The sequence below is a fragment of the Sphaerisporangium sp. NPDC049003 genome, from assembly GCF_043197795.1.
In the GTDB taxonomy this organism is placed as follows: Bacteria; Actinomycetota; Actinomycetes; order Streptosporangiales; family Streptosporangiaceae; genus Sphaerisporangium.
In genome coordinates, this window is sequence record NZ_JBICTU010000010.1 from 1 (window position 1) to 22,515 (window position 22,515).

The 22,515-nt window shown below is 68.5% G+C and carries 22 protein-coding genes and 3 pseudogenes; 8 read left to right on the forward strand and 17 right to left on the reverse strand.

The genetic code is table 11. The features are described 5' to 3' along the window. Positions 1-394: 394 nt before the first annotated feature. Positions 395-838: pseudogene (locus tag ACGFIV_RS12915) on the reverse strand (IS3 family transposase); the annotation flags it as partial. Between the two features lie 63 nt (positions 839-901). Between ACGFIV_RS12915 and ACGFIV_RS12920 the strand changes: the two are divergent. Then, complete coding sequence (locus ACGFIV_RS12920) at positions 902-2,605, forward strand: ISAzo13 family transposase (protein ID WP_392834496.1); 1,704 nt, start codon at positions 902-904, stop codon at positions 2,603-2,605. Positions 2,606-2,748: 143 nt separating this feature from the next. On the opposite strand, the pseudogene ACGFIV_RS12925 reads toward ACGFIV_RS12920, so the two are convergent. The 5 genes and pseudogenes from ACGFIV_RS12925 to ACGFIV_RS12945 form a co-directional block, all read right to left on the reverse strand. After that, a pseudogene (locus ACGFIV_RS12925) lies at positions 2,749-2,940 on the reverse strand (transposase); the annotation flags it as partial. Positions 2,941-3,021: 81 nt separating this feature from the next. Beyond that, positions 3,022-3,906 (reverse strand): annotated as a pseudogene (locus tag ACGFIV_RS12930) (IS481 family transposase); the annotation flags it as partial. 275 nt (positions 3,907-4,181) lie between these two features. Beyond that, entirely contained in the window at positions 4,182-4,619 is a 438-nt protein-coding gene (locus ACGFIV_RS12935) for a hypothetical protein (protein ID WP_392834499.1), read from the reverse strand. Then, positions 4,616-4,828 (reverse strand): DUF397 domain-containing protein, encoded by a 213-nt coding sequence (locus ACGFIV_RS12940; RefSeq protein ID WP_392834502.1) that lies wholly within the window; start codon positions 4,826-4,828, stop codon positions 4,616-4,618. Before ACGFIV_RS12940 ends, ACGFIV_RS12935 begins: the two co-directional genes overlap by 4 nt. Before the next feature lie 13 nt (positions 4,829-4,841). After that, complete coding sequence (locus ACGFIV_RS12945) at positions 4,842-5,738, reverse strand: helix-turn-helix domain-containing protein (RefSeq protein ID WP_392834505.1); 897 nt, start codon at positions 5,736-5,738, stop codon at positions 4,842-4,844. 143 nt (positions 5,739-5,881) lie between these two features. Here ACGFIV_RS12945 and ACGFIV_RS12950 point away from each other — a divergent pair, with 143 nt between their 5' ends. Beyond that, positions 5,882-6,334 (forward strand): ATP-binding protein, encoded by a 453-nt coding sequence (locus ACGFIV_RS12950; protein WP_392834508.1) that lies wholly within the window; start codon positions 5,882-5,884, stop codon positions 6,332-6,334. A gap of 67 nt (positions 6,335-6,401) precedes the next feature. On the opposite strand, the gene ACGFIV_RS12955 is transcribed toward ACGFIV_RS12950, so the two are convergent. Further along, positions 6,402-6,527: a hypothetical protein gene (locus ACGFIV_RS12955; protein ID WP_392834511.1), complete on the reverse strand. Its 126-nt coding sequence runs from the start codon at positions 6,525-6,527 to the stop codon at positions 6,402-6,404. Between the two features lie 265 nt (positions 6,528-6,792). Between ACGFIV_RS12955 and ACGFIV_RS12960 the strand changes: the two genes are divergently transcribed. From ACGFIV_RS12960 to ACGFIV_RS12985, 6 genes are all read left to right on the forward strand, one after another. Continuing rightward, a complete protein-coding gene (locus ACGFIV_RS12960) occupies positions 6,793-7,914 on the forward strand; it encodes an adenosylhomocysteinase (protein WP_392834514.1) in 1,122 nt (373 codons plus the stop codon). A gap of 3 nt (positions 7,915-7,917) precedes the next feature. Then, a complete protein-coding gene (locus ACGFIV_RS12965; RefSeq protein ID WP_392834516.1) occupies positions 7,918-8,511 on the forward strand; it encodes an NUDIX hydrolase in 594 nt (197 codons plus the stop codon). An 83-nt stretch (positions 8,512-8,594) separates the two neighbouring features. Beyond that, the gene (locus tag ACGFIV_RS12970) at positions 8,595-9,551 is read left to right on the forward strand and encodes a cyclase family protein (protein ID WP_392834519.1); all 957 of its coding nucleotides are present in this window, start codon (positions 8,595-8,597) and stop codon (positions 9,549-9,551) included. Between the two features lie 467 nt (positions 9,552-10,018). Further along, positions 10,019-10,564 carry a UTRA domain-containing protein gene (locus tag ACGFIV_RS12975; protein WP_392834521.1) on the forward strand — a complete coding sequence of 182 codons (546 nt, stop codon included), beginning with the start codon at positions 10,019-10,021 and terminating at the stop codon, positions 10,562-10,564. Positions 10,565-10,567: 3 nt separating this feature from the next. Then, positions 10,568-11,335 carry a GntR family transcriptional regulator gene (locus ACGFIV_RS12980; protein WP_392834524.1) on the forward strand — a complete coding sequence of 256 codons (768 nt, stop codon included), beginning with the start codon at positions 10,568-10,570 and terminating at the stop codon, positions 11,333-11,335. A 236-nt stretch (positions 11,336-11,571) separates the two neighbouring features. Next, positions 11,572-11,964, forward strand: a complete 393-nt coding sequence (locus ACGFIV_RS12985) for an ATP-binding protein (protein WP_392834528.1) — start codon at positions 11,572-11,574, stop codon at positions 11,962-11,964. A 19-nt stretch (positions 11,965-11,983) separates the two neighbouring features. Here ACGFIV_RS12985 and ACGFIV_RS12990 read toward each other — a convergent pair whose 3' ends face one another. The 10 genes from ACGFIV_RS12990 to murG form a co-directional block, all read right to left on the reverse strand. Further along, positions 11,984-12,106 (reverse strand): hypothetical protein, encoded by a 123-nt coding sequence (locus tag ACGFIV_RS12990; protein ID WP_392834531.1) that lies wholly within the window; start codon positions 12,104-12,106, stop codon positions 11,984-11,986. Between the two features lie 537 nt (positions 12,107-12,643). Continuing rightward, complete coding sequence (locus tag ACGFIV_RS12995; protein WP_392834534.1) at positions 12,644-14,887, reverse strand: hypothetical protein; 2,244 nt, start codon at positions 14,885-14,887, stop codon at positions 12,644-12,646. A gap of 44 nt (positions 14,888-14,931) precedes the next feature. Then, positions 14,932-15,801, reverse strand: a complete 870-nt coding sequence (locus ACGFIV_RS13000; protein ID WP_358557406.1) for a DivIVA domain-containing protein — start codon at positions 15,799-15,801, stop codon at positions 14,932-14,934. Between the two features lie 48 nt (positions 15,802-15,849). Continuing rightward, positions 15,850-16,140: a YggT family protein gene (locus tag ACGFIV_RS13005; RefSeq protein ID WP_358557432.1), complete on the reverse strand. Its 291-nt coding sequence runs from the start codon at positions 16,138-16,140 to the stop codon at positions 15,850-15,852. A gap of 82 nt (positions 16,141-16,222) precedes the next feature. Next, complete coding sequence (locus ACGFIV_RS13010) at positions 16,223-16,732, reverse strand: cell division protein SepF (RefSeq protein WP_358557408.1); 510 nt, start codon at positions 16,730-16,732, stop codon at positions 16,223-16,225. A gap of 106 nt (positions 16,733-16,838) precedes the next feature. Further along, positions 16,839-17,549: a YggS family pyridoxal phosphate-dependent enzyme gene (locus tag ACGFIV_RS13015; protein WP_392834539.1), complete on the reverse strand. Its 711-nt coding sequence runs from the start codon at positions 17,547-17,549 to the stop codon at positions 16,839-16,841. A gap of 105 nt (positions 17,550-17,654) precedes the next feature. Beyond that, positions 17,655-19,109 carry a cell division protein FtsZ gene (gene ftsZ / locus ACGFIV_RS13020; RefSeq protein ID WP_392834542.1) on the reverse strand — a complete coding sequence of 485 codons (1,455 nt, stop codon included), beginning with the start codon at positions 19,107-19,109 and terminating at the stop codon, positions 17,655-17,657. Between the two features lie 235 nt (positions 19,110-19,344). Continuing rightward, a complete protein-coding gene (locus ACGFIV_RS13025; RefSeq protein ID WP_392834545.1) occupies positions 19,345-20,016 on the reverse strand; it encodes a cell division protein FtsQ/DivIB in 672 nt (223 codons plus the stop codon). Continuing rightward, the gene (gene murC, locus ACGFIV_RS13030) at positions 20,013-21,422 is read right to left on the reverse strand and encodes a UDP-N-acetylmuramate--L-alanine ligase (protein ID WP_392834548.1); all 1,410 of its coding nucleotides are present in this window, start codon (positions 21,420-21,422) and stop codon (positions 20,013-20,015) included. Before murC ends, ACGFIV_RS13025 begins: the two co-directional genes overlap by 4 nt. Continuing rightward, a complete protein-coding gene (gene murG, locus ACGFIV_RS13035; RefSeq protein WP_358557423.1) occupies positions 21,419-22,510 on the reverse strand; it encodes an undecaprenyldiphospho-muramoylpentapeptide beta-N-acetylglucosaminyltransferase in 1,092 nt (363 codons plus the stop codon). The genes murC and murG overlap by 4 nt, the downstream gene beginning before the upstream one ends. Positions 22,511-22,515 lie beyond the last annotated feature (5 nt).

The following is a 22,515-nucleotide window of genomic DNA, read 5'->3' on the forward strand; positions in this document are numbered from 1 at the left end:
TGACGACTGGCGACGCGTCACTCAACCTTCGGTGGCACGAAACTAGTGGTCATCAACCTTCGGTGACAATGCTCAGCCTTCGCTGTCACAGGACATCGATCACCGTGGCCAGGTACAGGAAGCGGTGGTTTTGTTCGCCATTTCCGACCGCAGTTGTTCGCGACCGGCGACCGCACCCCCCGACCCGGCGGAGTTGATGTTCGCCAGTTCTGACCGCACCCGGCCGCCACGCGAGTGGACGCCGCTGACCTCGGCCAATGCCCTACCTCTCGTCGATGCCAATGGCCCTGAGCCGATGGCTGCGGTCACTTCTCGCGAACACCGACGCCCTGGCGCCCGCCTCGGTGCGGTCGAAAGCGGCAAACATTTGCGGTTGCTTCTCACGAACGAAACCAAAGCGGCCCTCGGCTACGGGCAGATAGGTGATGTCGCCCACGTACCGCTGGTTCGGCCCGGGTGCGGTGAAGTCCCGCCCCAGCAGGTCAGGCACCGCCTGCCGCGACCGTTCGGGCACCGTCGTGCGGACCTTCTTGCGCAGATGCACACCGACGATGCGATGGGCGCGCATCACCCGCTCCACCCGCTTGTGATTGACACGCACACCGCCGTGGCGCAGCTCAGCGGTGACACGCGGACTGCCGTAGGTGCCGTCGAACTCCGCGTGAATCGTCCTGATCCGCCTCGCGAGCTCGGCATCAGCGTGAGCGCGGGCCGCCCGCACCTGTGCGGCGGCACGCCACCGGTAGAACCCCGAGCGGGAAACAGCAAGGACACGGCACAGTCGCTTCACGCCGAAGGCGCTGGCGTGGTCGGCGACGAACTGGAAGCGACTCAGGACCCGTAAGACAATTACTGCTGGTTTCGGTGCGACTTCAGTGAGTGGTGTGCTAACTGGCTTTCCATGGCGATGTCGGAGACGGGCTTGGCGGTCCTGGATGTGAAGTTCGCGGCTGTGCTTCCGCATCTGGACGAGCGGCAGCGCCGTTTGTATCTGGCTGCTGAGGCGGATGCGCTCGGGCATGGCGGGATCGCGGTGGTGGCCAGGCTGGCAGAAGTATCGGAGTCGACCATCACGCGGGGACGTCTCGAGCTCGCGGGCGGTGCGCCGGTCTTGGGACGGGTGCGCCGTCCTGGTGGCGGACGTAAGTCGGCTGCTGAGCGGGATCCTGGTCTGGTTCCGGCGCTCGAGGCGTTGATCGAGCCGCGGGAGGTCGGTGATCCGGTTTCTCCGCTGCGCTGGACCACTGCCTCGCTGCGGGACCTGGCCGGAGAGTTGACCGAGGCGGGCCATCCGATCAGCGCCCCGGCGGTAGGCGATCTGCTGCGCTCGATGGGATTCAGTCTCCAGGGCATGGCCAAGAAGCGTGCCGGCAGCCAGGTTCCTGACCGCGACGCCCAGTTCCAGCACATCAACACCACGGTCGAGCAGTTCCTGGCTGAGGGCTTGCCGGTGGTGAGCGTGGACGCCAAGAAGAAGGAGCCGATCGGTGACTTCGCCCGGGCCGGCCGCACCTACCGGCCGAAGGGGAACCCGATCACGGCCCCAGATCACGACTTCACCTTCGCTGATACCCCGGTCGCGATCCCGTATGGCGTCTATGACCTGGGTCAAGACGTCGGCTGGGTGAATGTGGGCACCGACCGCAACACCGCGGCGTTCGCGGTGGAGTCGATCCGCCGCTGGTGGAACCAGCAAGGCCGAGATGGCTACCCGGACGCGACTCGGCTTCTGATCACCGCCGATTCCGGAGGGGCGAACTCCGCTGACTCCCACCTGTTCAAGAACGACCTGGCCGACTTCGCCGACGAATGCGGGCTGGCCGTCACCGTGCTGCACTTTCCGCCCGGGACATCGAAGTGGAACAAGGTCGAGCACCGCTTGTTCTCCCGCATCACCCACAGCCTGCGTGGACGGCCCCTGACCAGCTATGAGGTGCTGCTGCAGAGCATCTCGGCAACCCGCACCAGCACCGGCCTGACCGTCAGCGCCGTCCTGGACGAGGGCGACTACCCCACCGGCCGGACCCTCACCAAGGAGCAGCGCCAGGTACTCCTGCAGCGCGTCCAGCGTGACGACTTCCACGGCGAGTGGAACTACACGATCGCGCCCTACGATCCCAGCACGGCGCCACCAGCCGAGCCGGAACAGGGCAAGGCGCCCCCGATCCCGGCTGAGGGCACCTACCTGCTCACCCACCCCGCTCTGACCGGCATGTCCCGCGACCAGTTCGACCGGCTCGTGACCGAACTCGAGCCCTGGCGCCGGACCCTGGCCGAGGCCGAACGTGAGAAACGCAAGGGCATCAACCGGCGTGGGCACAATCCCGGGTTCGGGTTCCTCGACCACCAGCACCACGTCCTGGCCGCGGTGCTGAGCCACCGCAACACCGTCACACTCACCCTGGCCGCCCGGCTACTCGGCCGAGACCGCAACACCCTCAGCTACCACGCCCACCGGACCCGGCCCCTGCTGGGCTTCGCCGCCCCCGACCTGGCCGCAATCCTCGCCCAGCCCCGCCGCCGGACCCACCCGCCCCGCTCGATCGAGGCCCTCCAAAACGAGATCACCGCCTACGAAACCAACATCAACTCGGGCAGTAGTTAATTGACGGGTCCTCACCAGTTGGTCTCCCCGGCGAAATACTTGGCCGCCCGGCGCAGGATGTCGCGCTCCAGCTCCAGCTCCCTGATCCGGGCCTTGAGCTGCTTGTTCTCCTCTTCCACGTCGTCGGAGGGTATCGGGGCGTTCGAGCGCTTCGGCACCGGCCCGGCCTTGGCCGGTGCGGTGCCGGCCGCTTGGGCCTGGCGCACCCACAACCGCAGCGTCTCCCGGCTGATACCCAGATCCCGGGCCACCGAGGCGATCGTCCGGGCCGGATCCGACAGGTACAACGCGACAGCATCGGCTTTGAACTCAGCCGGATAGACCTTCATGACCACCAGGAACTCCTTGGTCTCCAGATCTCCATGATCTGGCACTCAAGGTGTCCACGCTTCGGGGGGAGGGGCCGGATCAAGTGCTGCGCGGCGTTCGGCTTCTGAGGTGTAGGGGCGGGCGTAGGCCCATTCTTCGGCCAGGGTGCGGTGGAAGCGTTCGACCTTGCCGTTGGTCTGTGGCCGGTAGGGGCGGGTGCGCTTGTGGGTGATGGCCAATTGGGCGCAGGTGTCGGCCCACAGGCGTGATCGGTAGCAGCTGCCGTTGTCGGTCAGGACGCGCTCGATGGTGATGCCGTGAGCGGCCAGCCAGGCTTGGGCGCGGGTCAGGAAGGCGGTTGCGGTTTGCTTGGTCTCGTCGGTGAGGATCTCGGTGTAGGCCAGCCGGGAGTGGTCGTCCAGGGCAGTGTGCAGGAAGCCGTGGCCCAGGCGTGGGTTGCCGTGGGCGTTGCGTGAGGTGACGGGGGTGGCTTGGCGGTTGCGTCGTCCGGCGGCGCGGCCCAGGACGCGGTGGCCGCCGCCGTCGGGGATGTTGCCCAGTTTCTTGATGTCGATGTGCACCAGCTCGCCGGGGCGTTCGCGCTCGTAGCGGCGGATGGGTGTGGCGGTGGCCCGGTCCAGGTGGGCCAGCGGTGGCATGCCGTACCGGATGAGGACGCGGTGCACGGTGGAGGGCGTCAGGCCCAGGCGGGCGGCGATGCGGGCTGGTCCTAGCCGCAGGGTCACCCGCAGCTTGCAGATCCGCCGTTCGGTGCGTTGCCGGGTGCGGGCCGGGCTGCGGTGCGGGCGGGAGGAGCGGTCGGCCATCCCGGCCGGGCCGTACTGGCGGTAGCGGCCGGCCCACCGGGCCGCGGTGGTGTGGGAGACCTGAAAGCGTTCGGCCGCGCGGCGGATGCTCCAGCCGTCCTCGACGATGCAACGCGCGAGCCGAAGTCGGCCGGTCTCGGTCAGCGGGGCGTTACGGTGGGGCATGAGGGCCTCCGGCGGGCGATGTGAATCTTGGTCGACTCACACCACGCCAGAAGGCCCTCACCCATTTCAAGACCATCAACAGCGTGTCGCTGATCCTGTCGTGCTGTCACCAACGTCCGTGGTCAGTACACCAGGCCCGCCTCGGGCAACCCTCCGGCGTGGCAGACGTCGTAGCCTTCCTCGCCGGCCCCGACGCCCTCTGGCTGACGGCCACGCCAATGGCGGGCTGGCCTGACCGCCATCAGCGAACGTCTAGGTTCCGGTGAAGGCGGGCCTCAATCCCTTGGCGCTAGCACTTTCTCCCGCACGAGGGGACCGTAACAGTGACCGAGAGTGTCGTACCGCGTCATGAGCTCCTTCAGGAACATCATCTCGAAGCTCTCGTCCACAACCTCGGAGCCCATTGCGAGGATCCGTTCGAAAGCCCGCATGAAGTTTCGCAGGATCGGCAGGTCCCCGGTCTCCACAGCGGGATAGAAGAGGGCTTCCCACAGTTCGAGGAAGTACATGTAAGGGTTGTCCTGAGGTACGGCGACAGGTGGCTCGCCAGGCGCGACCCCTTCGAGCGCGTTGATGGTCGGTCGACCCTCCGGAACCTCCTCCCAGAGGATGGCCCGGACCCCCAGCGAGTAGTCGTAGGTGGGATCCGGCTTCCACTTCCTGGCGAGATCAACCAGCGACGGAGCCCGCCTACGCCACCTGAAGTTGATCAAAGGGTTGCGGCGAGGCTGCCGGACTTCACGCCTAGGACGAAGGCGTGCCACTCGTCAGAGTTGAACGCCAGGACAGCGCCGCCGAGGTTCTTGCTGTCTCGAACACCGATCACACCGGCGTGAGCCGCTACTTCGACACATGCGCCGTTGGCACCGCTTCGGCTGCTCTTTCGCCAGATGGCGAGGGACAGGTCGGGGGTCTGCGACATCCTGCGGTTCCTCTCACTTGATCTCCGCTTCCAGCACAGCGGCCACCATGGCTCGGGTAGCCTCTGGGCTCGCGGCGACGGCCCGAAGGTGTTCAAAGACCAGGTTATATCGCTGGATGTCGGTCTCGTTCTCCAGAAACAGATCGGCCGTCGTGCCCTCGATGTAGATCACATCTTCGTTTCCCTCGCCGAACTGCATGATGATGAAGCTCCCATGCATACCTGGGTGTGCGCCTCCGTTGAACGGGACCACTTGGAGCGTGATGTTGGGCTCCTGGGAGACCTCGTGCAGCTTGCGAAGCTGGGCTTTCATCACATTCCGTCCGCCCACATGGCGATGAAGCACCGCCTCGTCGATGACGGCCCAGAGGTGCAGTGGGCGCTCCTGGGCGAGGAGAGCCTGCCTCTGCAGACGAGCCTCGATTCGGGCTTCCACCTCTTCACGGCTTGCCATCGGCGGCATGCTGCGGATGACGGCACGAGCGTAGTCCTCGGTCTGAAGGAGTCCCGGGACGAACAGGGATTCGTAGTTGAGCAGACGCTGAGCCTCCTGCTCGAAGCCGATGTAAGCCGTGTACTGATCGGGTAGCTCACGCTCGAACGTGTGCAGCCAACTCCGTTCGGCCGACTCTTTCAGGATCGCCTGAAGCTCTTCACGTAGCGGCCCTTCGACCTTGTACAGGTCGAGAAGCGTCCTCAGCGTACGCACCTGGGGGCGGGCCTTGGCGGTTTCAAGGCGGTAGAGCGTCGCCCCGTTGATGCTCGTGATCTCGGTGACCTCGTCTCGGGTCATGTCGGCGGCGGCCCGGAGTTTGCGCAGTTCGGAAGCCAGGCGCCGGAGACGGACGGTGGGGGTGGTACCTCGCCGTGACATGACGACCTTCTCTCTATGCCGTGTGCGTTCACGCATACCTTGCGTTATTCCTTGACGCGAACGAGCTGTAGTCATTAGATTACCGCGAGTCACCAAGCGATGTCGCGCGAAGCCCAGAGTCCAGGGCATCGATTCGGCTTCGCGTCCTCTGTCCAAGGTCTCCCGATAGGGGCAGCACCGTGAACCCAACGAGCGTCCAAGCGGCCGAACCGCCCCCAACGAGCCGCCTCGCGCTGGCTGCCCTCCCCGGTTCGGTACGTACCGCCCGCCGCCACGTCCACGATCTTCTGCACAGGTGGGAGCTTCCCCACCTCATCGAGACCGCCGAACTGGTGGTCTCCGAGCTGAGCACCAACGCCATCAGGGAGACGGGCATCATGACCGACAGCCCCGGCTACGGCGAGCTCACGAGCGGCCTCAACGCGATCTGCGTCAGCCTGCACGTCGTGGACTCGCGAGCCGTGATCGAGGTGTGGGACGCAAGCCCCAGCCCCCCGCACATCAAGGACGCCGACCCTGACGACGAGGGCGGCCGTGGCCTCTTCCTGGTCGAGGCGCTCACGACGCGATGGGGTTTCCGCCGGCCCGAGACCGGCGGCAAGGTCGTCTGGGCGGAGATCAAGCCCGGTTGACGCCGGCCGGTGCCACAGCCGCAAGCATCCTGGAGGCCCACATCGTGAGACGTGAAGCGGACCTGCATCAGGCCGCCTCGGCGCTCCAGCGGGAGAACGCCGGGTGGGTCGTCATGTGGGCGAGTTGGCGGAGGAGGTTCTGCGCCTTCTCGGGTCTGATCCACCCGACCGGCGTCATCGTGGAAGCGACCACCCCGCAACGCCTCCTCGTCCTGATGCGCCAGGTCGAAGCAGAAACCCGAACCACCCGGCCTGTCTCAAGCCCCGAGAAACCGGTGAACATTCATCCCGCGTAGCCCGCCGATGAGCTGGGTTCCAGCGGCGAGGTCACCGATACCCATCGTTCAAGGGCACACCGGCGACCTCTCCGGCCGTATCCGGGCCGGTGTCACCCCGCCCGACCCCTCACCGCGCCAAAGCCAGACGTCTCCGCCCCTCGTCCCCCAAGAGAGAACTACATGGAGTCATTCGAACGTGCCCGGCTCGACGCCTACTTCGGCAAGATCGGCGCTCAGCTCGCACCCGCCGCGCGGCCGACGTGTTTCATGGTCACGCACCTGCTGTCCGAGCGCCCGAGCTTCGTACAAGCCGTCGCCTCCGTCTCCCGGTTGCGCTCGGTGCTGCCCAAGCCGAAGTCGATCGACCCCATGGCGCGGCGCGAGGTCGAGCGCCTGGTCTCCTGCGACCCCCTGTCCCGCGAGCTGTTCGGGACGCCCGAAGCCGCCCTGGACTACTTGGAAGCGCGAGCGGCCGGCGAGCCGCTCGTGCTTCTGGACGTCGGCGGCTACTTCGCGCCCTCGCTGGCCGCGCTGTGCGAGCGGTTCTCCGGGTCCGTCCTCGGCGTGGTGGAGGACACCGAGAACGGGCATCGCCGCTACGCCGGGCTCGCCGATCTGGCCTGTCCGGTCGTCTCCGTCGCCCGATCCCCGCTCAAGGATCCCGAAGACTTCCTCGTCGGGCAGTCCGTCGTGTTCTCCACCGAGGCTCTCCTACGCGGCCGGGGGGACATCCCGTCCGGCCGACCGGCCCTGGTCGTCGGCTTCGGCAAGCTGGGCAGCTCCATAGCCCGGCTCCTGCATGCGAAGGGTGTGCACGTCACGGTGTTCGACATCGACCCCGTGCGGCGTGCCCAGGCGCTCAGTCAGGGATTCGCCGTGGCCCGCGACCGCGAGACGGCGCTGGCGGGAGCCGGGCTCGTGCTGTGCGCCACAGGTGCGCTGTCACTGCGGGGCGAGGACTTCCCTCGCCTGCGCAACGGCGCCTACGTCGCCACCGTCACCAGCAGTGAGGACGAGCTCGACCTCGCTGGCCTCCCGAACGTGTACAGCCGGGCCGACGCCGGCGAGCACATCACCCGCTACCAGACAACCGGGCATTACTTCTACCTGCTCAACGAGGGCAACGCCGTCAACTTCCTGCACGGCGCCAGCGTGGGACCGTTCATCTACCTCGTACAAGCTGAGATAGTCGCCGGGATGCACATGCTCAGCCGGGGCGACCTCGCCCCCGGGATGCACGAAGTCAGCGCCACCGACAGAGCCGCGATCGCGGCGACCTGGCTCAACTACTTCGACAGGTGATCCATGACCATCACGGCACGGCACATCCGCGACACCCTGACCGGCTACCTCGCCGCCCACCCGGACGAGACGGCGGCGCTCACGCCCGTACTCGGCCTTCTGGACGCCGGGGCCGACATCGCCACCCGCAAGGAGTTCCGTGGCCACGCCACCGCCGGAGCCGTTCTCGTCAACGACCTGGGTCTCGTCCTTCACGTCCACCACCGGGTCCTCGGCACCTGGCTGCTCCCCGGCGGACACCTCGAAGACACCGATGAGACCCTGCTCGGCGCGGCCCTGCGGGAACTCTCCGAAGAGACCGGCATCCCGGCCGGCGCCGTGAACCCGATGGGAGACGGGCCGCTCCACATCGACGTGCACCCCATCCCCGCCAACGACGCCAAGAGCGAACCGGAACATCAGCACTTCGACTTCCGTTTCCTCTTCCACACGACGGCCGACATCGCCGAACTACAAATGGAAGAAGTCACCGCCGCCACCTGGCGCCCCGCCGAAAGCCTTCACGACCAGCACCTACGCCGGCGCCTGCCGATCGGCAAGACGAAAGCCCGGTCACGGCGGGCCAGACCCTCTCACTCACAATGGCCCAGCGGATAGCCGAGGCTGAAGAGGGGTTCGAGGAAACGGGATACCCTGCCTGCTGTGCCTCGAAGGACGTGACCGGAGGAGTCGATGCGGGGATGACGGCAGGACGACCGGTGCCCACACAGGACGACGTGCTCGGGTATTTCAACACGCTGTCGAACTGGGGACGGTGGGGTGACGACGACGAGCTCGGCACTCTGAACCACATCACCGACGACGTCCGGCTGGCGGCGGCGCGGGCCGTGCGCCACGGCAGGAGCGTGTCGTGCGCATGGGAGGTCGCCGTACCGGAGGACATGGAGCGGTCGACGACGACGTGCCCGTGCGCCGCCGACATGCCGGGTGCCGAGGACATGCCGGTGCCCGGATTCCGCGACGACCGGCGCTGGGGCTTTTCGTCCGAGCGGCTCGGCGTCACGTTCCACGGCAACACCCTCACCCACGTCGACTCGCCGTGCCACATCTTCTGGGACGGCACGATGTACAACGGGCGGTCGCACTCGCTGGTCGACGCCGCGACGGGATCGGCGTGGGCGTCCGTCACGGCGGCGGCGAACGGGATCATCACGCGTGGTGTCCTGCTGGACATCGCGAGCGTGCGGGATGTGCCGTGGCTGGAACCGGGACAGGGTGTGTTTCCCGACGATCTTGAGGAGGCCGAGCGTCGCCAGGGTGTGCGGGTGCGATCCGGCGATGCGGTACTCCTGCGGACCGGCTATGGCCGCGCCCGGCACGAGACCGGTGCGGTCAGCGGTTTCACGCAGGCCGGGTGGCACGCGTCCTGCCTGCCGTGGCTGCATGAACGGGAGGTCGCGCTGATCGGCGCTGACACCCCCCAGGACGTTCAGCCATCGGGGTACGAAGCGGTGTTGATGCCGGTTCACGCCGTGAGCCTCGTCGCCATGGGCCTGTGGATGCTCGACAACTGCGACCTGGAGGCGTGCGCGACGACGGCTGCCGAACTCGGCCAGTGGGACTTCCACCTCGCGGTCGCGCCGGTCCGCTTCGCCGGTACGTCCGGCAGCCCGGTCAACCCGATCGCCACATTCTGACCGCGGTCCACGAGGAGGTGCGACGCCACCCGGCCCGCACCTGGAACGCGGTCGTGGTCGCTTGGGACACGCCGCCGGGCCGCCCGCCCTGATCAGGACCGAGCGGCTCGTTTGATCTCGTTGACGAGCTTGTCCACGTGTACGACGTCGATCCGGGCCCGTAGCGTGCCGTCGGGAACGAGCAGATCGAGCTGATGGGCCAGAGCTTCCACGAGGTCTTGGTGAACGTGGTGACCAGGATTGGCCGGTGTCCGCTGAATGCTCGGCGAGGTTGGCCGCCCGGTGCAGACGGTGACGCGACTCTTCGATGACGGCCTGTTCCCGCCGAATGGGCACATTGTTCTAGAGGGAACAGAGTAGCGATGCACTGTTGCGTGCCCTTCAAGCGGTCGTGAGGCGCGGGAACAGTGGCCGGTAGAGTGAGACCAGCCTTACTACTTTGCCACCTAAACCGCTCGGAGTGCTCCATGGACCATTTCGGAGGCTGGATCGGCAGTTCGGAGTCATACCTGTCCCCACGTGCGCAAGGCCAGGCGGATGCCTGGTCGGAGGAACTTTCCGAGAGGGGCAGGTCCGGCTCTCAGCGCCTTCGTGAGGTGACCGAGATAGTGCCGCCCGCTCCGGTGGCCCAGGCTCTGCGGATCGAAGAGGGTGGCACCGCCATCGTTCGCCGCCGCGTGATGCTTGTGGATGAGCGCCCGGTTGAGCTCACCGATTCGTACTACCCGGCAGCGGTCGCCGCCGGCACACGGCTTGCCGAGTCCCGCAAGATCCCTGGTGGAGCGTCTACTCTTCTGACGGAACTCGGCTATGTCCCCGACGAGGTGTACGAGGACATCTCCATCAGTCGGGCGCTGGAGGAGGAGGCCGCACTTCTCGACGTGGAGGTTGGCACGCTGGTGGTTGTGCTGTTCAGGGTTGTCTTCGCGGCGGGACGGGTGCCGTTCGAGGCTTCGGTGATGACGATGCTTCCCGAAGGTCGCCGTTTCCGTTACCAGTTCAAAGTGAGATGATCCATGACCAAGAAGACAGACCCCCGGCCCCGACACCAGCAGATCGCGGCGGAGATTCGCGCCCTGATCATGTCGGGGGACCTGCTGCCCGGCGTGCGTTTGCCGACGACTCAGCAACTGATGGCCCAGTACAGCGTGACCAGTCAGACCGTGCAGCGGACCCTGAACGTGCTGAAAGACGAGGGCTTCATCGTAGGCCGGGCCGGCGTGGGGGTCTTCGTGCGCGCCGAGCCGGCCTTGGCGATCGTTCCCGCTTCCTACATGCCTCCACGCCGTGACGATGAGGCTTATCCCTGGATGACCGAGGCGGCCAAGCGATCGCTCCGGGGAGCCGTGAAGCTTCTGGATGTAGCCGAGGTGAAGCCTCCCACAGCTGTCACCGAGACCTTCGACCTCACCGAGGACGATCTTGTTTCGGTCCGCCACCAGCTCCTGTTGCTCAACGACGCACCCACCGAGCTCGCGTGGATCTATCATCCGCTCTCCATCGCCACGGGCACTGCCCTGACGGAACGTCGCAGGATTCCTGGTGGCTCGCCACGTCTGCTCTCCGAGCTGGGGCTCCCACCACATCACTGGGTGGACAAGCTTTCCGTGCGGCTCCCTACCACCGACGAGCTGGAGCGCTTGGAGCTTCCCGATGATGTGCCCGTACTACGCACATTTCGCACGGTTCACACCGCTGATAACCAGCCGATCGAAGCACAAATCCTGATCAAGGGTGGCCATCTCTACGAACTGGTTTACCAGCAGCATCTGCTTGGGAACTGAGTTACACCGCCGACCACATCGTGCGAAGAAAGCCACACGGGCCGGTGCACTACCTTGCTACATTAGCGGCTAAGGAGATAAGCATCTCCTGCCACGAAGAGGCCTCGGCGGGATCAATGAGGGGTGCGCCAACAATGCAAGAACAGGCTAACCCGCACGATGTGCCCCCAGGGAGCGAAGCTTCTCGTACGACGCCCGCCCACAGGACCAGTATCAAGGCATTTGAAAACCATCTCATGACGGTCAAAGAGGCAAGGGACTTCGCGACCCACACGATGAGGGCCTGGGGAGTGACGGCACGCGTCGAAGACATACGCCTCTGCGTGTCCGAACTCACGACCAATGCACTCGCTCACGGCGCCGTGGCCGGCCAGGGGTTTGTCGTCAAGATGAAAGCTGCACCCGGCATGCTTCGCATCGAAGTGCATGACAGCAGCAATTGTCGTCCTGAGCTTCGCGAGCCCGAAGACACCGAGACATCCGGGCGAGGACTGCTCATGATCACTGTCCTGTCCGATGACTGGGGCATCGAAGATCGGCACCCCTTCGGCAAGATCGTATGGTCGGTATTCAAGCTCGACGAGTCACCCGTGGCGTTCGAATCCGAGTCCACTGGAGACCCATCGTGAGACCTGAAGCGGACCTGCATCAGGCCGCCTCGGCGCTCCAGCGGGAGAACGCCGGGTGGGTCGTCATGTGGGCGAGTTGGCGGAGGAGGTTCTGCGCCTTCTCGGGTCTGATCCACACGACCGGCGTCATCGTGGAAGCCACCACCCCGCAACGCCTCCTCGTCCTGATGCGCCAGGCCGAAGCAGAAACCCGAACCACCCGGCCTGTCTCAAGCCCCGAGAAGCACGTGAACGTTCATCCCGCGTAGCCCGGCCGATGAGCCGATTCCAGCGGCGAGGTCACTGACACCCACCGTTCAAGGCCACACCGGCGACCCCTCCGGCCGTATCCGGGCCCGGCTCCGGGTTCCAGTCGGACTCGGGACGCCGGCCCCTACCTGTACCGCTCGCACTTCTACGCCACGACCGAGGCCGAGGAGACGGCACGCGCGCTGGCCCACCTGGAGCACGTCATCGCCTTCGAGGGCCCGTCGACCGTCGCCACCGTCGTGCTGGAGATAAGGGACCGGCGCCCAAGCGATCTCCTGTCCCATCGCGGCTCGCCCGAAGCGCCGGCGGATGAACCATGGTCCCCGCACGTGACCCCATGTCACCCGGGATCGCCGCTCGGCCGACGCGGTCGCGAACACGCGGCCCGGCCCGTCAGGAGTCGCGGGCCGGGGGGGAAACGTTGAAAGCTTCAGTCGTCGCGGTCGCAGACGGAGCAGTGGGTCAGGCCGGCGGCCTCGGCGTCGGGCTTGGACATCGTCTCCAGGGTGCCCGGGTCCGATCCCTTGATCAGCGGGCAGGCGGAGCTGTGGTAACGCCGGGTGCCGGGGATGACCTTGACGATGCCGGGGCGCATCACCTCGACGGTCGAGTCACTCTTCCTCGGCCTGTCCCCGGCGGTGCCCTGCCCGTCCCCTGTACCGGTCTGCCTGTCACCGGCGCCGCTCGGCTTGTCACCGGCATCACTTGACGGGGTGCCGGTGTCCCCCGGCTCGACGTCGCTGTGCCCGCTCGTGGAGTCGCTGTCCCCGCGCTTGGCGTCGGTGTCCCTGCGGGCGGGGCCGGTGTCGGACCGCTCGGGGGTGCCGCCGTCCGGCTGCGGCTTCGACGGCTTCTCGGCGGGCGCGGCCGGCTTGGGGTTGGCGCCGGTGGAGCCCGCGCCACCCGAAGTCGCGGTGGCCTTCTCCGGCTTCGCGGGCTTCCCGGCGGCAGGACTGACGGCGCCCTTCTCGGGCCCAGCGCCCTTCTCGGGCCCGGCGCTCTTGCCGGGCTCGGTCCCTCGCTCGGGTCCGGCGCTCTTCGCGGAGTCGGTCCTTCTCTCCGGTCCTGCGCTCTTCGCGGAGTCGGCGTCCTTGGACGTGTCCGCCTTGCCGGGGGTGGCGGCCGTCCTGTCGCTGGTGGTGGCCGTCTTGCCGGGGGTGGCGGCCGGGCGGGGCGCGCCGCTGACCACGACGACCGGATCATCGTCGTTGTCGTCGTCGTGAGCCTCGGCGGGCTTCATGCCTGCCGTTCCGGGCTTGCCCGCGGAGGGGCTCGGGTCGGATGACGCCGTGCGGGGCCCCCCGCCAACGGGCTCTCCGGGCCTCGCGTCACCGGCCGACGGCTTGCCCGGCCCGGCTGACGGCTTGCTCGTGCCGGCTGACGGCTTTGGCGGGTCCGAACGCTTGAAGGCCTCGAAGGGGGAGAGGGCCTCGGGAAGCTTGACGGGGGTGATCGGAAGGTCGATCGGCGTGGAAGAGGGGCCAGGCTTCTTCGCGGAGGAGGAGCCACCGGGTTCGCCCGAAGAGCTGCTCGAAGGGCTGCCGGTCGGCGGCTTGTCAGTGGACGAGCCCGGGGAAGGAGCCGCGAACCATGCCTCGGACCGCCAGGTGGAGGACTGCTCCCCGTCGGGACGCTCGGTCTCGGCGTCCGCGGCGGAACCGGAGGAAGAGGAGCCGGCCTGAGTCCCGGCGCGCCCGGGAGTCTTCTCGATCGGACCCGATGAAGAGGAACCGGTCTGAGTCCCGGCGCGCCCGGGAGTCTTCTCGATCGGATCCATCGGTGACTTGGCGGGGACCTGGGGCACCGGCCGCGTCTCATCGGACCTGTAACCGGACGCGGGCCCGCGTCCCGTCTCGGCGGCCTTGCCCTCGGCCTCGTTCCGGCTCTCGGCCTGGTGCTCGGGCTTGGTCGCGGCCTGGCCTTCAGGCTTGTGCCCTGTGCCGGAGCCGGTCGCCGCCCTGTCGCCCGCCGCGCCCGTGCCGCCGACCTCGGAGCCCCGTCCGGATTCGGACGTGCGACCTGTCTCGGACGCGCGACCTGTCTCGGGCCTGTCGCCAGGCTCGGATCTGTGGCCGGTCTCCGTGGTGCGGGGGGTGGGCTCGGGGGTGCGGACGCTGTCGGACTTGCGGGCGGTGTCGGGCTTGTAGCCGTCGGGGAGGCAGGTGGTGCAGGCCGTGAAGCCCTCCTCGCGGGCCTCCTCGTACGTCAGCTCCTCGAACTCGCGCCCGGCGAGCTGGCGGCACCCACGCAGGTGGAACCGCTTGCGCCCGGAGATGACCAGCACGATCGCGTCGGCGGACGGCCCGCCTCCCGCGCCACGCCCCGGCCCTGTCGCGGGGAACGCCCGCGGCGGAGCCAGCGTGGCCGTCTGGAACCCCAAGTGGGGCGCGGCCATGAGGGGGACCCCCGGGGAAGCCGCCACTCCACCGGGACGGCCCATCGAGCCACCCGCGACTCCGGCGCCTGCCACGGGCATCGGCGACGCGGTGGCCGCCGTAGTGCCGCCGGAGGGGAACAACTCATGGCGACGCAGCAGCGCCCCGATCATAAGGAAGACCGCGGACAGCACGCTGACCACGATCGACCACATGACCAGGACCGCTGTTCCGGTCACCACGCCCGCGACCAGCAGGCCGAAGGCGAGCACCACCAGAATGGCGCTGAGGTAGATCACAGGGACTCCAAGTCGCGGGTCGGTGAGGAACCTGACCCGTTACCCTAACGGCGATCGTTGTGGGGGCCGTCGACTCCCTGGAAGGCTCCGGAGTGCTGCGTGGGCTCGGGGCCGAACGGGTTGTTCTGGCCACCGGGGATCTGCTGCTGGCCACCGGGAGCGACAGCGTGGGACATGGCAGGAGCCCCGCCCATCTGAGCACCCACGACGGGGAAGCCGCCACTGCCCTCGGCCGACACGTTGAGCTCGGCGAGCTGGTTCTCAAGGTAGAGCTTCAGCCTGCTGCGGTACTCGCGCTCGAAGCTCCGCAGCTCCTCGACCTTGCGCTCAAGCTCGTCACGGGTCTGCACCAGCGAGCCCATCGCCTGCCTGTGGCGCTCCTGCGCGTCGCGCTCAAGCGTCTCAGCGCGGGCACGGGCGTCACCGATGATCTGCTCGGCCTGGCGGCGGGCCTTGCCGAGGACCTCGTCGGCCTCGCGCCGCGCCCGGGTGACCGTCTCGTCGGCCTCGCGGCGCGCGTCGGCGATCGCCTGGTCCGCGGTCTGCTGCGCCAGGGCGAGCACGCGGGCGGCGGTGTCCATGTTGTCCTCGGCGGGGGGCATTCCCATGCCGACGGGGACAGGCTCGGGCCTGATGGGCTCCGGTGGCTTCATGGGCTCCGGCTGCGGCATCATCATCTCGGGCTTGGGCTCGGCCACCGGGGCGGGCGCCATGCTCATGCCCATCCCACCCGGCACCTTGCCACGCAGGCACTCGGTCAGCTTCGCACGAAGCTCCTCGTTCTCCTGGATGAGGCGGTCGAGCTCGGCCTCCACCTCATCAAGGAAGGCGTCGACTTCTTCCTCGTCGTACCCCGGCCGCAGCCGGGTGGTACTGAACTGCTTGTTCCGCACATCAGCGGGCGTCAGCGGCATTTCGGTCTCCTTGGCGCGCTCGGAGTCTGTCCGGAGGACGGTACCCGATCAAAAACGAAGCGCGGACACGATTTGGATCATGACCAAGACCACAATGAACAGCACTGTGAAGCTTAGGTCAAAGGCCACCGTACCCAACCGGAGGGGCGGAATGAAACGGCGGAGGAACTTGAGAGGTGGATCGGTTGCCGTGTATGTGGCTTCCGCGAGCACCAGGACGAGCCCTGTGGGACGCCAGGAGCGGGCGAACGCCTGCACCGTCTCGAAGATCATCCTGCCGATCAACAGTATGAGATAGATGTACAGGACTCCGACCAAGATGTCCTTAACGATCCCCACGGTCGCGTCCTGCCTCCATCCCGATCTGCCGACCTCGGTCCGGGCGGGCCATGTCTGGCCGTTCACTGTTCATGGTGGAACTCTAGCTCTGGTTGAAGAACCCGCGTTCCGCGATTCGGGCCTTGTCCTCGGCGGTCACCTCGACGTTGGCAGGGGACAACAGGAACACCTTGTTGGTAACACGTTCAATGCTGCCATGTAGGCCAAAGACCAGACCTGCCGCGAAATCAACAAGACGCTTGGCGTCGCTGTCGACCATTTCTGTCAAGTTCATGATGACGGGAGTTCCCTCGCGGAAGTGCTCGCCGATCGTTCGCGCTTCGTTGTACGTACGAGGATGAAGGGTTGTGATTCGCGCCAGATCGGTCGTACGGCGCTCGACGACCGCGGACCCGGACCTCGGAGCCGGGACCGGGGTCTCGACCTCCTCCTGGCCGTCTTGGGGCGTTCCAAGCCCGCGCTCGTCACCGCGGCGCCGGTCGACATAGTCGTCCGTGTAATCCTCGTCGTCGGCGTAATTGCCATAATCCGGGTAGCGGTCGTCCTCCACGAGACCGAGGTAGACCGCCATCTTGCGCATCGCGCCGGCCATCGCTACGTCGTCCTCCTGCTCATGGTCGCCGTACCCAAGGCAACCTAAGGCACCGCTGTCGACCTCTGCTCGGATACATGGACATCAAGGTCCACTCGGGGGGACATTACCTGACGAAGGGCTTCCGGCGACCGAGCAACGCCGTACCGACACGCACGTGTGTCGCTCCATGCGCGATCGCCTCGGCCAGATCTCCACTCATTCCCGCCGAAACGACGGACGCATCCGGATGGATCACCCTTAGAACAGATGAAAGTTCTGAAAGCCTCGCGAACGCCCTATTTGGATCGCCCCCGAGTGGGGCCACCGCCATGACGCCGCCGAGGGCCAGACCCTCGGTCCCGGCGATCAGGTCTGCCATGGCCGGCAGCTCCGCCGGCGGCACTCCGCCGCGGCCCGGATCGTCGTCCAGGGCTACCTGGACCAGGCAGGTGACCCGCCGGCCCGCCTTGACGGCCTCGCGGCCCAGGGCCCCGGCCAGCCGCGCGCGGTCGACCGAGTGGATCACGTCGGCGTAGGAGACGACGGACCTGGCCTTGTTCGTCTGGAGCTGCCCGACGAAATGCCACGTCAGAGGCAGGTCGGCGCATTCGGCGGCCTTGGCGGCGGCCTCCTGGTCGCGGTTCTCGCCGACGTCGCGGATGCCGAGCCCGGCGAGGATTCTCACGTCGGAGCCGGGATAGGTCTTGGTGATCGCGACAAGGGTGACGTCCCGGCGCGCGCGCCCGGCCCTCTCACAGGCGCCGGCGATCCGGCGCTCCACCTCGGCCAGGCTCGCCGCGATCTCGTCGCGTCGTGTGGTGTTCGCGTTCTTCACGTGGGGGTTCGGTCACTTCAGAAGGTCAGGAACATGCGGATGGGACGACGTCGCGAGCGCGGCACGTGCCCGGCTCCCCGGAGGGGAACAGGCACGTGCCGGCACTCACTTCAGGAAGTCAGGGACGTCCAGCTCCTCTTCCTGCTCCTCGAAGACCACCGGACGGCGCCGGGCGGGCTCGGAGACGCGGGAGGTGATGGGAGTGGGCGGCTCGGGCGCCGGCCTCGGGATCGACACCGGCCCCTGGAGCTGCTGCTCGGAATGCGAGGCGGAGCCATGCGAGCTGTTCGAGGACTCCCCGGTCTCACGCCCGAACGGGGTGGGAGCCGAAGCGGTCACGGGCGCCGGGTCGGGCGCGGGAGCGGGCTCCGGCGCCGGGGGCGGAGGCGCGGCCTGGGTCACCGGAGCGGGCTGCGCGGGCGGCAGCGGACGTACCGGGGCCGGGCGCTGCTCGGCGCGCGCCGGCTCGCTCTTGGGCGCGGGGAAACCCGATGTGACCGGGCGGGACTGCTGGCTCGGCTGGGACACGGGCGCCGGCGCCGCCTGCGGGGCGGGACGCGCCGCGGGCTGGGGGCGCGCGGCGGGCTGCGGCGGGGCGGCCGGCTTCTCCGGCTCGGGCTCGTCGAAGCCCGCGGCGATCACCGTGACCCGCACCTCGTCGCCGAGGGCGTCGTCGATGACCGTGCCGAAGATGATGTTGGCGTCCAGCGCGGCGGCGTTGGACACCAGCTGCGCCGCCTCGTTGATCTCGAAGAGCCCGAGGTCGGACCCGCCCGCGATGGACAGCAGGACCCCGTGGGCCCCGTCGATGCTCGCCTCCAGCAGCGGGCTGGACACCGCCATCTCGGCCGCGGCGACGGACCTGTCGTCCCCGCGCGCGTGGCCGATGCCCATCAGCGCCGAACCCGCGCCCGACATGACCGACTTCACGTCGGCGAAGTCCAGGTTGATCAGACCGGGGGTGGTGATGAGGTCGGTTATGCCCTGCACACCCGAGAGCAGCACCTGGTCGGCCGCCTTGAAGGCGTCGAGCACGCTGACCTGGCGGTCGGAGATCGACAGCAGGCGGTCGTTCGGGATGACGATGAGCGTGTCGACCTCGTCGCGGAGGGTCTCGATGCCCGCCTCCGCCTGCGCCGCGCGCCGCCGCCCCTCGAAGCTGAAGGGCCGGGTCACGACACCGATGGTCAGCGCGCCGAGCGACCGGGCGATGTTCGCCACGACGGGCGCTCCGCCCGTGCCGGTGCCGCCGCCCTCGCCCGCCGTGACGAAGACCATGTCGGCGCCCTTGAGCACCTCCTCGATCTCCTCGCGGTGGTCCTCGGCGGCCTTGCGCCCGACCTCGGGATTGGCTCCCGCGCCGAGGCCGCGCGTGAGCTCGCGGCCCACGTCCAGCTTGACGTCGGCGTCACTCATCAGCAGCGCCTGGGCGTCGGTGTTGATGGCGATGAACTCGACGCCCTTGAGTCCCTCCTCGATCATCCGGTTCACGGCGTTCACTCCGCCGCCGCCGATGCCGACGACCTTGATGACCGCGAGGTAGTTCTGCGGTGCTGCCACGACGAGGGGCCTTTCCGCTCGTTTACTTGCATTACGTGAAGCCCGAAACGGGGCCGGACCTTCTTGTTTAACTCTCACCCTCAAGTTGAGATTTAGAGTTATGTCAACCTGAGGAATGATACGGACAGTAGGGTTGCCCCTCCCCCAGGGTCAACTCACCGCGCCGCAAGCTCGCCCGGCGTGTCGCAGCCTGTCCCATTCGCTCCTGCCGGATCCTGTCCGGCTGTGGGGCATATCACTTGACTGTCACGACATCCGGTGAGCTGACGTCGTAACTGTCGGCCGGGCGTTGGAGCAGCGTGAGGGCGATGCGCGCCTTGTCACGGGTGCGCTCGGCCCCGCCCCACACGATCGTACGGCCGTCGGCCAGGCGAAGTGAGACATCGTCCGGCGACACGGCCCGCACCATCTCGACTCTGCGCGCCAGATCGCCGGGAAGGCCGCCGGCGACCGCGAGCGCGGCCTTGGTGGCGGGGTCGTCCGCGGCGAAACGGTCGACGTGGAGGGCGGGAAGGCCGCCCGGGGCGACGTCCCTGACCTCGATCACGACCCCGTGCCGGTCGACCACCGACGCCTTGCCGCCCCCGAGGACGACCGCCACCGGCCTGCGCTCCACCAGGCGGACGCTGAGGGTGGCCGGCCAGTTCCGCTCCACCTCGACCGACTCGACCTGCCGCAGCGCGGCGATCCTGCTCCGGACCGTCTCCAGGTCGACCATGGCCATCGGCTGGCGGTCGGGCACCGCCGCCGCCTGGCGGACCTGGTCGCCGGGAAGCGTGAGGTTCCCCGAGATGGCGATGTCGCGCACGCCGAGGACCGGCGAGAAGAACACCAGCCAGGCGGCCGCTCCCACCACCCCGCAGGACAGCAGGACGGCGAAGGCCGTGCGCCACGCCGACTGGCTCACCGCGAGGCGAGCTCGGCGACGATGTGCGGGCCGAGCTCGGTCACGTCTCCCGCGCCCATGGTGAGCACGACGTCACCCGGCCGGGCCCGCTCGGCCACGATGGCCGGGACCGAGGCCCGGTCGGGCACGTAGATCACCTGCTCGGGCGGGAGCGGGACCTTGCCGGCGACCAGGGCGCCGGAGACCCCGGGCTCGGGGTCCTCGCGGGCGCCGTAGACGTCGAGGACGATGGCCTCGTCGGCCAGCCCGAGCGCGGCTCCGAACTCGTCGGCGAAGAAGCGGGTGCGGGAGTACAGGTGGGGCTGGAAGACCGCGATGACGCGGCCGGACGGCCCGGAGAACGACGCGACCACGTCGCGGGCGGCGCGCAGGTCGGCGGCCAGCTCGGTCGGGTGGTGGGCGTAGCTGTCGAACACCGCGACCCCGGCCGCCTCGCCCTTGGCCTCGAAGCGGCGCTTGGCCCCGGTGAACGCCGCGAGCCCGTCGCGGAACTCGTCGAACGGGACCCCGAGCTCCTCGGCCACCGCCAGCGCAGCGGTGGCGTTCAGCGCGTTGTGGCGGCCCGGCACCGCCAGCCGGACGTCGCCCTTGCCCTCCACCGTGAACGCGACCCCGAACCCGTCGGGAGCGATGTCCACGACGCGGAGGTCGGCGTCCTCTGACTCGCCGTAGGTGCGCACGAGCAGGCCACGGGCACGCGCCAGCGGGATCAGCGCAGCGGCGCCCGGGTCGTCGGCGCAGACCACCAGCGCCGAGCCGATGCGCTCGACGAAGCGGGCGAAGCTGTCATGCACCGCCTGCGGGTCGCCGTAGTTGTCGAGGTGGTCGGCCTCGACGTTGGTCACCACCGCCACCCGGGGGGCGAGCATGAGGAAGGACCCGTCGCTCTCGTCGGCCTCGGCCACGAAGACGTCTCCCGCGCCCTCGTCGGCCCCGAGGCCGGTGGTCACGAGCTGGCCCCCCACGCAGTAGGAGGGGTCGCGCCCGCACTTCTGCAGGGCGACCGTGAGCATCGAGGTGGTGGTGGTCTTGCCGTGCGTGCCGGCGACCGCGATGCCGACGCGCCCGACCATCACGGCGGAGAGCGCGGCGGCGCGCGGGATGACGCGCAGCCCCTGGCGCAGCGCCTCGCCGAGCTCGGGATTGGAGTCGCGGATCGCGGTGGACACCACCACGGTGTCGACGTTCCTGATGTGCGAGGCGGCGTGGCCCACGTGCACGGTGGCGCCGAGCTCGCGCAGCTCGGACACCATCTGCGAGCTGCGGGCGTCGCTCCCTGACACGTCGACGCCGCGCTTGAGCAGGATGCGCGCGATGCCGGACATGCCGGAGCCGCCGATGCCGATGAAGTGCACCCGGCCGAGGTCGCCCGCGGCCACCGGCTCGATCAGCTTCACAAGGCTCATCGGCGGCCTCCGGCGGAGACGATCTCGATGACCTTGCGTGCCAGCACCGTGTCGGCGTCCTTGCGGCCCATCCGCGAGGCGGCGTCGGACATCGCCACCACCCGCTCGGGGTCGCGCAGGACGGGAAGCACCGTCTGGATGATCCAATCAGCGTTCAGGTCGGCGTTGTCGACCATCATCCCTCCCCCGGCCTCGACGATCGGCATCGCGTTGAGCTTCTGCTCGCCGTTGCCGTGCGGCAGAGGCACGTACGCCGCGGGGAGCCCCACGGCGGTGAGCTCGGCGCAGGTCATCGCCCCGCTGCGGCACAGCACGAAGTCGGCGGCCGCGTACGCCAGATCCATGCGGTCGACGTAGGGCAGCACGACGTACTGCGGGTCGCCGGGCGGGGGCTCCTGGCTGACGGTGTTCTTCGGGCCGATCACGTGGAGCACCTGGACGCCCGCGTGGCGCAGGGCCGGGGCGGAGGCGAGGGCCGCCTCGTTGATGGCGCGCGCCCCCTGCGAGCCGCCGAAGACCAGCAGCGTCGGCCGGTCGTTCTCAAGGCCGAAGTAGGACCTGGCCTTGTCGCCCGTCGACAGCCGGTCGAGCGCGACGATCTCGCGCCGCAGCGGGATGCCGACGTACTCGGCGTGGGGCAGCGCGGCGTCGGGATGGCCGGTGAACACGTGGTCGGTGAGCCGGGCGCCGAGCCGGTTGGCGAGGCCGGGACGCGGGTTCGCCTCGTGCACCGCGATCGGCACCCCGCGCCGCCGGGCGGCGAGGTAGGCGGGGGTCGCGACATACCCGCCGAAGCCGACCAGCACGTCGGCCCGCACGCGGTCCATGACGCCGGCGGCCGCGTTGATCGCCCCGGCCAGCCGGCCGGGGACCGTCAGCAGCTGCGGCGTGATGGCGCGCGGCAGCGGGACCGCGGGCACCAGCGCCAGCTCGTACCCGCGCGCGGGAACCAGCCTGGTCTCCAGGCCGCGCTCGGTGCCGAGGCAGGTGATCCCGATGCTCGGGTCCTGCCTGCGAAGCGCGTCGGCCAGCGCCAGGGCGGGTTCGATGTGGCCGGCGGTGCCGCCGCCTGCGAGGACCACCCTCATGTCGG

Coding starts and splice junctions, on each gene's coding strand:
- ACGFIV_RS12920 (WP_392834496.1), top strand. CDS start 902: ATGGCGATGTCGGAGACGGGCTTGGCGGTCCTGGATGTGAAGTTCGCG.
- ACGFIV_RS12940 (WP_392834502.1), bottom strand. CDS start 4,828: ATGTCGCAGACCCCCGACCTGTCCCTCGCCATCTGGCGAAAGAGCAGC.
- ACGFIV_RS12945 (WP_392834505.1), bottom strand. CDS start 5,738: ATGCGTGAACGCACACGGCATAGAGAGAAGGTCGTCATGTCACGGCGA.
- ACGFIV_RS12960 (WP_392834514.1), top strand. CDS start 6,793: ATGGAGTCATTCGAACGTGCCCGGCTCGACGCCTACTTCGGCAAGATC.
- ACGFIV_RS12965 (WP_392834516.1), top strand. CDS start 7,918: ATGACCATCACGGCACGGCACATCCGCGACACCCTGACCGGCTACCTC.
- ACGFIV_RS12970 (WP_392834519.1), top strand. CDS start 8,595: ATGACGGCAGGACGACCGGTGCCCACACAGGACGACGTGCTCGGGTAT.
- ACGFIV_RS12975 (WP_392834521.1), top strand. CDS start 10,019: ATGGACCATTTCGGAGGCTGGATCGGCAGTTCGGAGTCATACCTGTCC.
- ACGFIV_RS12980 (WP_392834524.1), top strand. CDS start 10,568: ATGACCAAGAAGACAGACCCCCGGCCCCGACACCAGCAGATCGCGGCG.
- ACGFIV_RS12985 (WP_392834528.1), top strand. CDS start 11,572: ATGACGGTCAAAGAGGCAAGGGACTTCGCGACCCACACGATGAGGGCC.
- ACGFIV_RS13000 (WP_358557406.1), bottom strand. CDS start 15,801: ATGCCGCTGACGCCCGCTGATGTGCGGAACAAGCAGTTCAGTACCACC.
- ACGFIV_RS13010 (WP_358557408.1), bottom strand. CDS start 16,732: ATGGCCGGCGCGATGCGCAAGATGGCGGTCTACCTCGGTCTCGTGGAG.
- murC (WP_392834548.1), bottom strand. CDS start 21,422: ATGAGCCTTGTGAAGCTGATCGAGCCGGTGGCCGCGGGCGACCTCGGC.
- murG (WP_358557423.1), bottom strand. CDS start 22,510: ATGAGGGTGGTCCTCGCAGGCGGCGGCACCGCCGGCCACATCGAACCC.